Origin of the sequence: Bailinhaonella thermotolerans, assembly GCF_003594875.1 — a bacterium.
Lineage (GTDB): Bacteria > Actinomycetota > Actinomycetes > Streptosporangiales > Streptosporangiaceae > Bailinhaonella > Bailinhaonella thermotolerans.
Map to the genome: position 1 here is coordinate 528,881 of NZ_QZEY01000004.1, position 14,637 is coordinate 543,517.

Sequence of the window (14,637 nt, forward strand, 5' to 3'; positions counted from 1 at the left end):
ACCTACTCGGGAACCTCGGTAGGAGGGCTGCATGCGATACCGGAAATGGGCGGCCGTCACCACGGCCGTCCTGCTCAGCGCGGCCTTGGCGCCGCACGCCCAGGCCGACGCCGGGGGCGACCGGCAGATCGCGGAGAAGATCCGGCGCATGACGCTGGAGGAGAAGGTCGGCCAGCTCTTCCTGGCCAACGTGTACGGCGAGACCGCCGACACGACGAACCCCGCCGACGTCACCGCCAACCAGACGCTGTACGGGCCGGACGTGCGCAACGGGAACGACCTGATCGCCAAGTACAAGCTCGGCGGCCTCGTCTACTTCCGCTGGAGCAACAACCTCAACGAGCCCGCCAAGATCGCCCGCCTGTCGAACGGGCTCCAGCGGGCCGCCCTGGCCCAGCCCGCGAAGATCCCGCTGTTCATCTCCACCGACCAGGAGAACGGGGTCGTCTACCGGCTCGGCGACCCGGCCACGCAGCTCCCGGGCGCGATGGCGCTGGGCGCGACCCGCCGCCCCGCCGACGCGTTCGCCTCCTACGCCGTCACGGGCCGAGAACTGCGGGCCCTGGGCGTCAACCAGGACTACGCGCCCGTCGCCGACGTCAACGTGGACCCCTCCAACCCGGTCATCGGCGTCCGCTCGTTCGGCGAGGACCCGAAGCTGGTGTCGGACATGACCGCCGCCGCCGTGCGCGGCATCAGGTCCACCGGGCTCGCCTCGGCGATCAAGCACTTCCCCGGCCACGGCGACACGGTCAACGACAGCCACAACCAGGTGCCCTGGATCCACCACACCCGGGAGGAGTGGCGCGAGATCGACGCCCCGCCGTTCGCCGCGGGGATCAGGGCCGGGACCGACATGGTGATGACCGCGCACGTGGTCATGCCCAAGCTCCAGTCCGACTGCGACGAGGTCACCAAGGCGGGCTGCGACCCGGCCACCCTGGACCCGGAGATCCTCACCGGCCTCCTGCGCGGCGAGCTGGGGTACGACGGGGTGGTGGTCACCGACGCGCTCAACATGAAGGGCGTGCGGGAGCAGTACGGCGACGAGCGCGTCCCCGTGCTCGCGCTCAAGGCGGGCGTGGACCTGCTCATGATGATCGACACGACCACGGACACCGTGTCCCTCGACGTGGCCTACAACGCCGTGCTCAAGGCCGTGCGGTCGGGCGAGCTGACCGAGCGCCGCATCGACGAGTCGGTGCGGCGGGTGCTCAAGCTGAAGAAGGACCGCGGCCTGTTCCGCGGCGACCCGTACGTCGACGAGGGCCGCGCGGCGCAGCGCCTGGGCACCCGCGCGCACGTGGCCGTGGCCGACCACGTGTCCGGCCACTCGGTCACCCTGGTCCGCGACGACGCCAAGGCCCTCCCGCTGGCCGCCGCCGGCAAGAAGTTCCTGGTCACCGGGTACCGCAACGTCGTCAACCCGACCGTGCTGGCCACCCCGGCGCTGCACCTGGCCGAGGCGCTGAAGGAGCAGGGGGCCGCGGCCGACCTGCACGAGACCGGGACGACGCCGGCGCGGGCCGACATCGACGCGGCGGTGGCCAAGGCGAACGCGAGCGACGCCGTCGTGGTCACGACCGTGAACGCCACGGGCACGGGCGCCTCGGCGACCCAGCAGCGCGCGCTGGTCGAGGCGCTGATCGCCACCGGCAAGCCGGTGATCGTGGTCGGCTCCCGCAACCCCTACGACATCAACGCCCTCCCCGGCGCGCGGACCTTCCTCGCGTCCTACGACTGGAGCCGGTCGCAGATGCGCGCGACCGCCCGCGTGATCACCGGGAAGACCCGTCCCACCGGCAAACTTCCGGTCACGATCCCGGCGGCCGGCGGCGGCGTGCTCTATCCCTACGGGCACGGCCTCACGTACTGACGGCCCGGGTCCCCGCGACCCGGCGAGATCACACCCTGAGCACCGGGCGCCCGGAGACCGATCCCCGGCTCCGGGCGCCCGCGGACCCGCGGAGAACCCGATGCGCACTCTCCTGTCCCGTCTGACCGCGTTGTCCACCGTCGCGGCGCTGGCCTTCGGCCTCGGCGCCGCCTCCCCCGAACCGCAGGACCACCAGCAGCGCCGCCGCGACGTGCAGACCGGCGTCCAGGTGCTGATGGCCGACCGCTACGCGACGCTGCGCGGGCAGAAGGTCGGCGTCATCACGAACCCGACCGGCGTCCTGCCCGACCTGTCCCACGAGGTGGACGTCATGGCCCGCAGCGACGAGGTGGACCTCGTCGCCGTCTTCGGCCCCGAGCACGGCTTCCGGGGCACGGCCCAGGCGGGCGGCTCCGAGGGCTACTACAAGGACGAGCAGACCGGGCTGCCGGTCTACGACACCTACCTCAAGAGCGGGCAGGCCCTCGCCGACATCTTCACCAGGTCCGGCGTGGACACCATCCTGTTCGACATCCAGGATGCGGGAACCCGCTTCTACACCTACGTCTGGACCATGTTCGACTCCATGGTCGCCGCCGCGATGGCCGGCAAGCGGTTCGTGGTCCTGGACCGGCCCAACCCGATCATGTCCGAGCGGGCGTACGGGCCGGTGATGACGCCGGAGTTCGCCACGTTCGTGGGCCGCGAGGCGATCTCCCAGGCGCACGGCATGACCGTGGGCGAGCTGGCCCGCCTGTTCAACGCCGAGTTCCTGCCCCGCCACGGCTCCGGCAAGAAGGTCGACCTCGCGGTGGTCGAGATGCGCGGCTGGCGGCGCGGCATGCCGTACGAGGAGACGGGGCTGCCCTGGGTGCCGCCGTCGCCGAACATGCCGACCGTGGACACGGCCGTCGTCTACCCCGGCACGGGCATGTTCGAGGGCACCAACCTGTCCGAGGGGCGCGGCACCACGCGCCCGTTCGAGCTGGTCGGCGCGCCGTACGTCGATCACCGGTGGGGGGCCGAGCTGAACGCGCTGCGGCTGCCCGGCGTGCGGTTCCGGCAGGCGTACTTCACCCCGACCTTCTCCAAGCACGTGGGCAAGGTGTGCGGGGGCGTGCAGGTGTACGTCACGGACCGGGACAGGTTCGACCCGATCAGGACCGGCGTGGCGATGCTCGTCACCGCCAAGCGGCTCTACCCGGCCGACTTCCAGTGGCGGTACGACTCGAACGACCCGGCGCGGCCGTACTGGATCGACAAGCTGACCGGATCGCCGCGGGTGCGCGCGGACATCGACGCGGGCAAGAGCCCCGACGAGGTGGCCGCGGGCTGGGCCGCGCAGCTCAGGGCCTTCGCGGACCTGCGCGCCAAGCACCTGATCTACCGGGGAGGCCGCCGATGAGGGGACCGGTGAGAGGACCGGTGAGGACGCTCGTGAGCCTGCTGGCCGGGACGGCCGCCGCCCTGGCGGTCGCCGCCCCGGCCCGGGCCGGGACCGCGCCCGATCCCGCGCCGCCCCACGAGACGCCGGGGGAGAAGCCCGTGACCCTGACGACGCCGGAGCGGCGGCCCGCGCCCTCCGGGCCGCCGACGGTGCGCATCGAGGACGTGCGCTTCGGCCACGACCGGCTGCGGTACGGCGACGCGCGCGCCGCGGGCCTGACGCCGGAGCACGTGGCCAAGATCGCGCCGGACGTGGCGAGGTACCTCGCGCCCTCGCCGTCGCGGCCGCTGTACGCGGGGGCGGTGGTGATCGCCGGGCGGAACGGCGTGATCGCGGTCCACGAGGCCGCGGGGCACGCCGTGCGGTACGCCGACGCCTCCACCGAGCTGCCCGAGGACCGCCGGGTGCCGACGCGCCGGGACACGATCTTCGACCTGGCCTCGGTGTCCAAGCTGTTCACCTCGATCGCGGCGGTGCGCCAGACGGAGCGCGGGCTGATCCGGCTGGACGAGCCGGTGGCGACGTACGTGCCGGAGTTCGCGGCGAACGGCAAGGCCGCGATCACCGTGCGGCAGCTCCTCACCCACACCTCCGGCCTGCCGGCGTGGCTGCCGCTGTACTCCAGGCCGCCGGCGGAACGGCTGCCCACGGTGTGGGCGGCCACCCCGACCGACCCGCCGGACAAGGTCTACCGGTACTCCGACCTGAACCTGATCACCCTCGGCGTGATCGTGGAGCGGGTGACCGGGCTGCGGCTGGACGCCGTGGTGGCGCGGGACGTCACCGGCCCGCTGGGCATGCGCGACACCGGTTACAACCCCCGCGACACCGCGCGCGTGGCGGCGACGGAGTACCAGACCACGACGAACCCGCCCCGGGGCATGATCAGGGGCGAGGTGCACGACGAGAACGCCTGGTCCCTCGGCGGCGTCGCCGGGCACGCGGGAGTCTTCTCCACGGCCCACGACCTGGCGATCCTGGCCCAGGCGCTGCTCAACGGCGGCCGCCACGGGAACGCCAGGATCCTGTCGGAGGACTCGGTCCGGCTGCTGCTGACCAACTTCACCCCCGCCTTCCCGGCGAACGCGCACGGTCTCGGCTTCGAGCTCGACCAGCGGTGGTACATGGACGCCATGTCCTCGCCGGTCACGGGCGGGCACACCGGGTACACCGGCACGTCGTTCGTGATCGACCCGCTGTCGCGCTCGTTCGCGATCCTGCTCACCAACCGGGTCCACCCCAGCCGCGACTGGGGTTCCAACAACCCCGCCCGCCGGGCCGTCGCCCGGAACCTGGCGCTGGCCGTGCCCGTACGGCCCGCCGAGGGGCGCGACGCGTGGTTCTCGGGGGCCGGCGACGCCCGCACGGCCACGCTCACGCTCCCGCTGGCCGCGCCGCGCGGGGGACGGCTCTCGTTCGCGCTCTGGTACGACACCGAGGCCGGCGGCGACGTCGCGTACCTGGAGGCGAGCGCGGACGGCGGCGCGACGTGGGCGAAGGTCCCGGCCGAGCTGTGGTCGGGGGCGTCGCGGTGGTCCTCGGACGGGTCGTTCTCCGGGTTCTCGGCCCGCCGCTGGTCCCGGGTGACCGCCGACCTGCCCGCCGGGACCACGGCGCTGCGGTGGCGGTACGCCACGGACCCGCTCTACCAGGGGCGCGGCGTGTACGTGGACGACGTGCGGGTGACCGGGCCCGGGGTGTTCTTCGAGGACTCGCGGCCGGGGGACCGGGACGCCTTCCGGGCGGAGGGATGGAGCCGGTCCAGAACGTGAAGGTTTTTTATTGACCTTGAAAGGGCGATGTAAGAAACTTTCGAACATGTCGGGTGGCGAGGCGCGAGTGTCCAACATCGAGACCGTGCGGGTGGCGGCGCCGACCGAGCGGGCCAACCCCCGCACGGCCGGGATCGACCTGCTTCCCACGATCGACGTGCTGCGGCTGATCAACGACGAGGACGCCCTCGTCGCACCGGCCGTCCGCGCGGTGCTCCCGGAGCTGGCCAAGGCGGTGGACCTCGGGGTGGACGCCCTGTCGGCGGGGCGCTCGGTGCACTACTTCGGCGCGGGCAGCTCCGGGCGCATCGCCGTCCTGGACGCCGCCGAGCTCGTCCCGACGTACACGCTCGAACCCGGCCGGGTGGTCGCCCACCAGGCCGGGGGCATCGCCGCGTTCGAGCAGGCCGTCGAGAACGTCGAGGACGACGAGGCCACCGGGGCCGCCGCCGCGGCCGGGCTCGGCCCCGGGGACCTGGCGATCGGGCTGTCGGCGAGCGGCCGCACGCCGTACGTCGCGGGGGCGCTCGGGGCGGCGCGCGCGGCGGGGGCGGCGACCGTGCTCGTGTCGGCCAACCCGAGCGCCGCGCTCGGCGACGAGGTGGACGTGCACGTCGGCGTGGACACCGGGCCGGAGGTGGTCGCCGGCTCGACCCGGATGAAGGCCGGGACCGCGCAGAAGCTCGTGCTCAACACGTTCTCCACGGCCGTCATGATCCGGCTCGGCCGCACCTACTCGAACCTGATGATCGACGTGACCGCGACCAACGCCAAGCTGCGCGGGCGGCTGGTCACGATCCTGGAGGAGGCCACCGGGCTCCCCGAGGAGCGGTGCGCCGACGCGCTCGCCGCCGCCGAGGGGGACCTGAAGGCCGCGCTCGTCTGCCTGCTGGCGGACACGACGGTCCCGCGGGCGCGGACCGCCCTCGCCGCCGCGGGCGGGCGGGTGCGCGCCGCCCTCGCCGCCCTGGCCGGCGGGGCGCCGGACGGGCCCGCGGATCCGGGCGGTCCCGTCCCCGACCTCTGACCCGTAACCCCTATCCCCTGACCCCAACCGACCCGAGGGAAGAATCATGACGAGAAGATGGCTCGCGGGGGTGATCGGCGGGCTGACGCTCGGCGCGCTCGCCCTGACCGCGTGCGCGCCCGGAGGCGGGGGCTCCACGGGCGGCGAGGGCGGCAAGCCCGGCCAGGTCACACTGACCGTGTGGTCGTGGCGGGTCGAGGACGCCCAGGCGTACAAGAAGATCTTCGGCAAGTTCGAGGCGGCCCACCCGAACATCAAGGTGGACTTCAAGCCGTTCCAGGCCACCGAGTACAACAACATCCTCGGCACCGGCCTGTCCGGCGGCTCCGGCCCCGACGTCGCCCAGATCCGGTCGTACGGCGGGCCTCAGGCGCTCATCGAGGCGGGCCGGCTCGTCCCCCTCGACGGCAAGGTCGCGGCGCTGTCCGGGTTCGACGCCAAGCTGCTCCAGGGCTCCAAGGGCCACAAGGACGGCAAGGTGTACGGCGTGCCGCTGGCCTACCAGACGCTCCAGGTCCTCTACAACAAGAAGCTCTTCGCCGAGAAGGGCGTCTCGGTCCCGACGACCTGGGACGAGCTGATCGCGGCGGCCAAGAAGCTCAAGGACGGCGGCGTCACCCCGTTCGCCGTCGCGGCGGGTCCTGACGCGACCTGGACGCTGCCGATGGTCCACGAGATCTTCGGCAACGCGCGGTACGGCGGGGCGGCGTTCCGCGAGGCGCTGCTCAAGGGCGAGAAGAAGTTCACCGACCCGGACTTCGTGGCCTCGATCAAGCTCCTCAAGGACCTCCAGCCGTACTTCCCCAAGGACGTGGTGGGCGTCTCGGTGCCCGAGGTGCAGGCGCTGTTCGCCTCCGGCAAGGCGGCGATGTACCCGACCGGCTCCTTCGACCTGGCCCCCGTGCTCAAGGCCGACCCCTCCCTGGAGATCGGCGTCTTCCAGGCCCCGCCGGCGCCCGGCTCGGCCGAGGCCAAGCCCGTGACCGTGGGCTGGGCGGACGGCGCGTTCGGGATCAACGCCAAGTCCCCGCGCCAGAAGGAGGCGCTGGAGCTGCTGAACTGGATGGCCACGCCGGAGTTCGGCAACCTGGTCGTCAGCGAGCTCAAGCAGCTCTCGGCCGTCCCCGGCGCCACCCCGGCCGACCCGCTGCTCGTGGAGATGTCCAAGAACTACGCCGCGGGCGGCGTGCCGTACCTGCTGCTCGTGGACTTCCGGTACGGCCAGCCGAACGGCGACGCGGTCTTCCGCGACGAGGTGCAGAAGATGCTCTCGGGCCAGACCGACGCGGCCGCCGTCGCGGCGAGCGTGCAGAAGGGCGTCGAGCAGTGGTTCAAGCCGGGAAGCTGATCGCCCGGCGCCGCGCGGCGCGTACCGGTCGCCGGTACGTGCCGCGGTGGCGCGTCCTCGCCGTCTTCATCCTGCCCGCGCTGGTGCTCTACACGATCTTCATCGTGTATCCGCTGGTCAGCGCCTTCCGGTTCAGCTTCTCGGAGTGGAAGGGCACGCTGGAGGTCGGGTTCGCCGGGCTCGGCAACTACCGGGACCTGCTGACGATCTACCCGTACGACGAGCAGTTGTGGCGGGCGTTCGGGCACAACGCGGTGTTCTTCGTCGGCACCATGCTGATCCAGAACACCGTGGGCCTGCTGTTCGCGGTGCTGCTGTTCCGCTACACCCGGGGCAAGCGCACGCTGCAGGCGGCGTTCACCACGCCGTACCTCGTGGACCCGCTGGTCGTCGGGTACCTGTGGAGCCTGCTGCTGTCGCCGACGTTCGGGCCGGTCAACGCGGCGCTGGAGGCCGCCGGGCTGGAGTCGTGGGCGCTGCCGTGGCTGGGGGACACCCGCACGGCGCTGCCGATCATCATCCTGGTCAACGCCTGGCAGTGGGTCGGGTTCCCGATGCTGCTGTTCAGCGCCGCCCTCGCCGGCATCCCCGCGGAGTACCACGAGGCGGCGCGGGTGGACGGGGCCTCGTCCTGGCAGGCGTTCCGGCGGGTGACGCTGCCGCTGCTCACCCCGGCGATCGGGGTGGTGAGCGTGCTGACGTTCATCGGCAACTTCAACGCCTTCGGGCTGGTGTACGCCATGGCGGGCTCGACCGGGTCCCCGGCGGGGTCCACCGACGTGCTCGGCCTGCTGTTCTACCGGGTCGCGTTCCGCGAGGGCGGCCTGGAGGCCATCGGCCGCTCGTCGGCCCTGGCGGTGCTCATGTTCGTGTTCATCTTCGGGGTGTCGATGCTGGCCAGCTCGTACTTCCGCCGCAAGGAAAGGGCGCTGCTGTGAGCATGGCGGTGGCGGACGTCAGGCGCCGCGCGGGCGGCGGGGACGCGGCGGGCCGCGGGCGGGAGGGATCGCCGTGACCTCGACCGTGACCGCGCCGCCCGTCCAGGCCCGCACCGAGGCCGTACGGCCGCGCCGGCCCCGGCGGCCCGGGCGCGTCGCCGTGCACGTGCTGCTGTGGGGGTACGCCGCCGGGGCGCTCCTGCCGTTCGTCGTGATGGTGGCGAACTCGCTCCGGCCCACCTCGGAGATCTTCACCGAGCCGCTGCGGCCCCCGCTGTCGCCGTCCTTCGACAGCTACGTGCGGGTGTGGACGGAGGCGTCGTTCTCGACGTACTTCCTGAACTCCCTCATCGTGACCTGCGGGGCGGTGCTGATCGGGACGGCGGTGTCGGCGCTGGCCGCCTACCCGCTGGCGCGCTACGACTTCTTCGGCAACCGGTTCCTGTCGGCGTACTTCCTGGCCGGGCTGATGCTGCCGATCCGGCTGGGGCTCGTGCCGATCTTCTACCTGATGGAGTCGATGGGGCTGATCGACTCGCTGCTCGGGCTGACCCTGCTGTACGCCGCGTCGGGCGTGCCGTTCGGGGTGTTCGTGCTCGGGGCGTTCTACCGGTCGCTGCCGCTGGAACTGGACGAGGCCGCGCGGATCGACGGGGCCGGGGAGTTCCGGATCTTCGGGCGGATCATGCTGCCGCTGGTCCGGCCGGCGCTGGCGTCGGTGGCGTTGTTCCAGTTCGTGCCGCTGTGGCATGAGTTCCTGTATCCGCTGGTGCTGCTGCGCACCGACGACCGGTTCACGATCCCGCGCGGGCTGGCGCAGTTCTTCGGGGAATACCAGACCGACTGGTCGGCCCTGTTCGCCGGGCTCGTCCTGGCCACGCTGCCGCTGTTCGTGCTGTTCGTGGTGGCCACCAAGCAGATCATCGCGGGCCTGACGGCGGGCATGAGCAAGTAGTCCCCGTGTTGAATGGACGCGACACGCGGAACGAAGGGGGCGACGTGGCCGGAAACCAGGCCGGGGACGAGGCGAGGGAGTGGTACTCCAGCGGGATCTTGGTCCGGCTGCGCGGCATGGTCCAGTCGCTGCGGCCGGCCGAGCGGCGGGTCGCGCTGGCGGTCCTGGCCGACCCCCAGGGCGTGGCCGACCGGCCGATCGGGCAGCTCGCGCGCGAGTGCGGGACCTCGGAGACCACCGTCCTGCGCTTCTGCCGCTCGATCGGCCTGCGCGGCTACCCCGAGCTGCGGATCGCGCTGGCGCGGGAGGCCACGCTGGAGGCGAGCCGGGCCGGCGGGGAACCCCCCGCCGACGGTGACATCAGCGCCGACGACTCCCTGGAGCAGATGGTCGCCAAGATCGGCTTCAGCGGCGCGCGGGCGGTCGCCGAGACCGCCGAGCACCTCGACGTCGAGGCGCTGGAGAAGGCGGTGGCCGCCGTGGTCGCCGCCCACCGCGTGGACCTGTACGGCGCGTCCGCCAGCGGCATCGTGGCCGCCGACCTGCACCAGAAGCTGCACCGCATCGGCCTGCTCGCGTTCACCTGGCCGGACTTCCACGGCGCCCTGACCTCGGCCGCCCTGCTCCGGGAGGGCGACGTCGCCATCGGCATCTCCCACTCCGGCACCACCGTGGACGTCGTGGAGGCGCTGCGCGTGGCCGCCGACCACGGCGCGACGACGATCGCCATCACCAACTTCGACCCCTCGCCGATCACCGCGCTGGCCGACATCGTGCTCAAGACGGCCGCCAGGGAGACCGTCTTCCGCCCCGGGGCGATGGGCAGCCGGCTGGCCCAGCTCACCGTCGTGGACAGCCTCTTCGTCGGCGTCGCGTCCCGCCGGGCCTACACCGACACCCTCACCGCGCTGGAGGACACCTTCCGCGCGGCGAACATCCGCCACGCCGCCGCCACCCCCAAGCGCCGCCGCTGACGCCGCGCCGTCCACCCCCCGCCGTCCACCCCCCGCCGTCCACCCCCCGCCGTACACGCCGGGCCGCACGCCCCGGCCGTACTGCCTCAAGGCGTACTGCCTCAAGGCGTACGTCCCCAAGGCGTACGTCCCCAAGGCGTACGGCCTCGGCCCGCCCCGGGCCGCCGGAGCGGGGTGGGCGGGTCAGCGCGGGTCGGAGACGCAGGGGCGGGGGCCGCAGACGTCGGCGACGACCCCGGTCTTGAGGAAGATCGCCTTCTGGAGCTGCGCGGCTGGGGTGCGGCGCGGGTCCTCGTGCGGGTCCGTGCCCTCCGCCGGCGGGGTGTTGGTCACCGGCGGCGGGGGAGTCCCGCTGTCCCAGACGACCAGCGCCGAGCCGGGCCACGCCGGGCCGTGGACGGCCGGGACGCCCCAGTACGGCACGCGGTCGGGCGAGCGGCCGGACGCCAGGGCGGGCGCCATGAGACGGGCGCCGATCGTGCGGGCCTCGACGTCGGCCGTGACCGTCGCCACCTGGTGGTCCCCGAACGCCACGTGCATGAGGACCCGGTGCCGGGGCGTGCCGGGGTAGGGGTCGCCGGTCATGTGGGCGGCGTACCCGTTCGCCTCGCCGCGGTCCCAGAGCATCTGCATCAGCGCGAGGATGAGCTGCTGGTCCAGCTTGTCGGGGTAGTTGCGGTCGAAGGCGGCCTGGAACGGGGCCGAGTCCGCGCTGCGGTTGAACAGCGTGCTGTAGTTCATCCCCGTCACCCCGAGCACGCCGCGCCGGATGTCGGGGGACAGGGCGACCAGCGCGCCGCCGAGGATGCCGCCCTGGCTGTTCCCGTCGAAGACCAGGCCGTGCCGTACGTCGATGAGAGGGCGGCCCCCGGCCGCGCGGAAGGCGGGGTGGGAGGTGAAGCCGTCCTCCTCGATCATCGCGCGGCCGAGGAAGACGAAGCCGAGGAATGCCTGCTGCGTCCGGTCCGGGATCGCGTGGAACCGCGACATGTCGCTGAACGTCGCGATGACGCTGGGGATGTCCTCGTCGGACATGCCGATCCACTTGGTCGCGCAGAACGCGAAGCCGTGCCGCTCGGCCATGGTGGCCACGTTCCCCGCGCCGACCTCCGCGTGCCGCCCGAGCAGGCCGTGGCCGTACAGCGCGGCGCGGGCGGGACGGGTGAAGGCGGCGCGCGGCAGCTCGCAGCGGAACGGGGCGGCCTGCGTGTTCCCGGGCAGCCGCGCGGGCAGCCCGTCGGGCCCGTAGTTGAGCCCGGAGCCGGGCGGGCCGCCGGGCCGGTCCAGGTAGCTGGGCACCCGGACGGTCCCCTCGACGCGGCGCGCGATCTGGGCGTTCTGCTCGGGCGTGAAGTCGGTGACGGACGTGACCTCGAAGGACGGCGAGCGGCCGGCCAGCTCGCGCAGCGCCTCGTCGCGCATCCTCAGCGCGCGTTCCGCGAGCCCGCGCTCGCTGGCGACCGTGAAGTCCCAGGCCAGGTACAGCCCGTCGCGGCCCACCCCGTGCCGGCGCAGCGCCTCCAGCGCCGGCCGCAGCCGCCGCTGCCGGTCGCGCAGTTCGTGCCCCGGCGGCAGCGGGTCCCCGGCGACGGCCGCGAACGCCGGATTCGCCGGGATCGCGTTCCCGGCGGCGTCCCGCAGGTTCCGCAGCGCGATCGCGTACCGGTGCCCTTCGCGCAGGTTGCGGGCGGGCCGCACGATCAGCGCCCGCCGTTCCGGTGGCGCGCCGGCGTCGAGCTCGGCCCAGTACGGCCGGCGCTCGCCGCTCGTCAGGTCCAGCAGCACGATCGGGGCGCGGCGGTCCAGCGACCGGCCGATGTCGGTGATCGGCGCGGCCCCGGTCCGCGCGAGGTCCACCCCCGGCACCAGCGCCAGCATCATCGACCCCGGCGAGAACCCGTCGCTCCGGTTCCACTCGCCCGGCGCGATCGGCGTCCCGGCCGCCGACCTGGGCATGGCCCGCTCCGCGAACGCCACCCGCCGCCCGGTCGCCGTCGCCGGGTCGGCCACGGTGAAGTGGTCGTTGGGGAACGGCAGCAGGCACGCCCCCGGGTCGATCGGGTCGCACCCCTCGGCCGCCCGGCCGGTGGCGGCCGCCGTACCCGCGGGGGAGACGGCGGGCGCCGCACCGGCCTGCGGCGAGGCGGGGGAAGCGGCGGCCAGGGCGGTGAGGAGGGCCGTGACGAGCGCGGCGGCGGCCGGCGCGGCGAGGAGGCGGGGGAGGGGGCGCAATCGGCACCTCGCAGGGGGCGGGACGGCGGCCAGCCAATCGTCGGCCCCGCGCCGCGCCCCGTCAATGCCGGCGGGCGGTCTCGACAGGAACGGCAATAACCTGAAAAACCGGGCATTCCCAACGGGGCGGGGAAGGCCCATAGTGGTGGGCGCGGGGGGACGTCGCCTCACCCGGAGGTCGCCATGCGGCGCCGCACCTTCATGCTGAACGTCTCGGCCGGACTGGGGGCGGTCGCCGTCTCCGGAACCCTCTGGAGGGACGCCACCGCCCCGTCCGTCACCGCCGGCGCGAGCCCGTACGGCCCGCTCGGCCCGCCGGACGCGAACGGGATGGCGCTGCCCGCCGGGTTCCGGGGGCGGATCGTGGCCCGGACCGGGCAGACGGTCGGCGGGCTGCGGTGGCATCCGGCGCCGGACGGCGGGGCGTGCTTCGCCGCGGGGACCGGCTGGATCTACGTCTCCAACTCCGAGGTGCCGCTGACCGGCGGCGTCTCGGCGATCCGGTTCCGCGCCGACGGCTCGGTCGAGCGGGCGTACCGGATCCTGGACGGCACCAATCTGAACTGCGCGGGCGGGGCCACCCCCTGGGGCACCTGGCTGTCCTGCGAGGAGACGTTCCGCGGCCGGGTCTACGAGACCGACCCGCAGGGCGTGCGCGCGGCCGTCTACCGGGCGGCGATGGGCCGGTTCAAGCACGAGGCGGCGGCCTGCGACCCCGACCGCCGGTGCGTCTACCTCACCGAGGACGAGAGCGACGGCTGCTTCTACCGGTTCACCCCGAACACCTGGGGCGACCTGTCGAGCGGGCGGCTCGACGTGCTGTGCGGGACCGGCGAGGCCGTGGAGTGGCGGCCGGTGCCCGACCCCAACCCGACCGCGATCCAGCGCCAGACCCGCCACCAGGTCGGCGCGGCCCGGCACTTCAGCGGCGGCGAGGGCTGCCACTACGCCGCCGGCGTCTGCTACTTCACGGCCAAGGGCGACCGCAAGGTCTGGGCGTACGACGCGGTGCGGCAGCGCCTCACCTCGGTCTACGACGGCGGCGGCACCCTGGACGGGGTGGACAACATCACCGGCACCGCCGCGGGCGACCTGTACGTCGCCGAGGACGGCGGCAACATGGAGATCAACGTCATCACGCCGGACGGCGTGGTCGCCCCGATCATGCGCCTGAGCGGCCAGGACGGTTCGGAGATCACCGGCCCGGCGTTCTCCCCCGACGGCACGCGCCTGTACTTCTCCTCCCAGCGGGGCACGTCCGGCTCCGTCACCGGCGGCATCACCTACGAGGTCACCGGCCCCTTCCGCCGGTGAGCCGCGCGGCGCCCGCCGTACGGCCCGGCGGTCAGGCCAGCGGGTGCGCCAGGACCAGGGAGTGGGGCAGGTCGCGCAGCTCCTCGAAGCCGAGGCGGCGGTAGAAGGCGATCGCGCCCGGGTTCTCCTTGGACACGCCCAGGTGCACGCCCGGCGAGCCCGCCTCGGCCAGCGCCGCGAACAGCGCGCGCATCAGCCGGCGGCCCCAGCCCGCCCCCTGGGCTTCGGGGAGCAGGTCGATGTGCAGGTGGGACGGGTAGGCCTCGACGATCTCGGCGGGCGTGCGCGGCGGGTTGTGGATGTGCTCGACGAGCCACCGCTCCGGGGCGTCCGCAGGAGTGCCGTCCAGCGGGTACTCCTCCCGCAGCCGCGGCCACCAGGTCCGCTCGCACGCGTCCTCGAACTCCCGCGTGTCGGACGCCCCCAGGACGTACCCCCGGGGGCGCTCCCCGTCGTCCACCACGAACGCGAACCGCGGCTGCAGCTCCAGGTAGGGCCCCACGTAGACGTTCCCGAGCAGCCGCGGGTCGGAGTACAGCCCCGACGCGTCCAGCCCGTGCAGCCCCGTCCGCAGGCACACGTCGTACAGCGCCGCCTCGTCCCCGGGCCGGTACGGCCTGATCGTGATCATTCGCCCCCGCTCCGCTCGCTCCCCGTGCACCGTACCAACCTCGCGCGGGGCGCCCGCCGCGCCGTACGGCCGCGCGGGCCGTACGGCGCGGGCCGGGGCCGGCGGGCGCCGGGGCCGGCGGGC

The 14,637-nt window shown here is 73.6% G+C and carries 11 protein-coding genes; 9 read left to right on the forward strand and 2 right to left on the reverse strand.

The window, feature by feature from the left end; genetic code table 11:
- The first annotated feature begins 31 nt into the window (after nucleotides 1–31).
- The 8 genes from D5H75_RS14840 to D5H75_RS14875 all read left to right on the forward strand — a co-directional run bounded on the left by D5H75_RS14840 (nucleotide 32) and on the right by D5H75_RS14875 (nucleotide 10,337).
- Nucleotides 32–1,876, forward strand: coding sequence for a glycoside hydrolase family 3 protein (locus D5H75_RS14840; RefSeq protein WP_119926999.1), 1,845 nt, complete (start codon nucleotides 32–34; stop codon nucleotides 1,874–1,876).
- Nucleotides 1,877–1,976: 100 nt separating this feature from the next.
- Entirely contained in the window at nucleotides 1,977–3,281 is a 1,305-nt protein-coding gene (locus tag D5H75_RS14845; RefSeq protein ID WP_119927000.1) for an exo-beta-N-acetylmuramidase NamZ family protein, read from the forward strand.
- Between the two features lie 20 nt (nucleotides 3,282–3,301).
- Nucleotides 3,302–5,095: a serine hydrolase domain-containing protein gene (locus D5H75_RS14850; RefSeq protein ID WP_202638149.1), complete on the forward strand. Its 1,794-nt coding sequence runs from the start codon at nucleotides 3,302–3,304 to the stop codon at nucleotides 5,093–5,095.
- A gap of 46 nt (nucleotides 5,096–5,141) precedes the next feature.
- Entirely contained in the window at nucleotides 5,142–6,122 is a 981-nt protein-coding gene (locus D5H75_RS14855; protein ID WP_119927002.1) for an N-acetylmuramic acid 6-phosphate etherase, read from the forward strand.
- Between the two features lie 46 nt (nucleotides 6,123–6,168).
- On the forward strand, nucleotides 6,169–7,470 hold the full coding sequence (locus tag D5H75_RS14860; RefSeq protein WP_119927003.1) for an ABC transporter substrate-binding protein: 1,302 nt from the start codon (nucleotides 6,169–6,171) through the stop codon (nucleotides 7,468–7,470).
- 38 nt (nucleotides 7,471–7,508) lie between these two features.
- Nucleotides 7,509–8,408 carry a carbohydrate ABC transporter permease gene (locus D5H75_RS14865; protein WP_119927145.1) on the forward strand — a complete coding sequence of 300 codons (900 nt, stop codon included), beginning with the start codon at nucleotides 7,509–7,511 and terminating at the stop codon, nucleotides 8,406–8,408.
- A gap of 73 nt (nucleotides 8,409–8,481) precedes the next feature.
- The gene (locus D5H75_RS14870) at nucleotides 8,482–9,363 is read left to right on the forward strand and encodes a carbohydrate ABC transporter permease (protein WP_202638150.1); all 882 of its coding nucleotides are present in this window, start codon (nucleotides 8,482–8,484) and stop codon (nucleotides 9,361–9,363) included.
- Between the two features lie 44 nt (nucleotides 9,364–9,407).
- Nucleotides 9,408–10,337: a MurR/RpiR family transcriptional regulator gene (locus D5H75_RS14875; RefSeq protein WP_242454244.1), complete on the forward strand. Its 930-nt coding sequence runs from the start codon at nucleotides 9,408–9,410 to the stop codon at nucleotides 10,335–10,337.
- Nucleotides 10,338–10,520: 183 nt separating this feature from the next.
- Here D5H75_RS14875 and D5H75_RS14880 read toward each other — a convergent pair whose 3' ends face one another.
- Nucleotides 10,521–12,569 carry a hypothetical protein gene (locus D5H75_RS14880; RefSeq protein ID WP_202638151.1) on the reverse strand — a complete coding sequence of 683 codons (2,049 nt, stop codon included), beginning with the start codon at nucleotides 12,567–12,569 and terminating at the stop codon, nucleotides 10,521–10,523.
- A gap of 183 nt (nucleotides 12,570–12,752) precedes the next feature.
- On the opposite strand from D5H75_RS14880, the gene D5H75_RS14885 reads away from it, so the two are divergent.
- The gene (locus D5H75_RS14885) at nucleotides 12,753–13,883 is read left to right on the forward strand and encodes an alkaline phosphatase PhoX (protein WP_119927004.1); all 1,131 of its coding nucleotides are present in this window, start codon (nucleotides 12,753–12,755) and stop codon (nucleotides 13,881–13,883) included.
- Between the two features lie 31 nt (nucleotides 13,884–13,914).
- Here the strand turns inward: D5H75_RS14885 and D5H75_RS14890 are convergent, their stop codons facing one another.
- Nucleotides 13,915–14,514 (reverse strand): GNAT family N-acetyltransferase, encoded by a 600-nt coding sequence (locus tag D5H75_RS14890; protein WP_119927005.1) that lies wholly within the window; start codon nucleotides 14,512–14,514, stop codon nucleotides 13,915–13,917.
- Nucleotides 14,515–14,637: the final 123 nt, after the last annotated feature.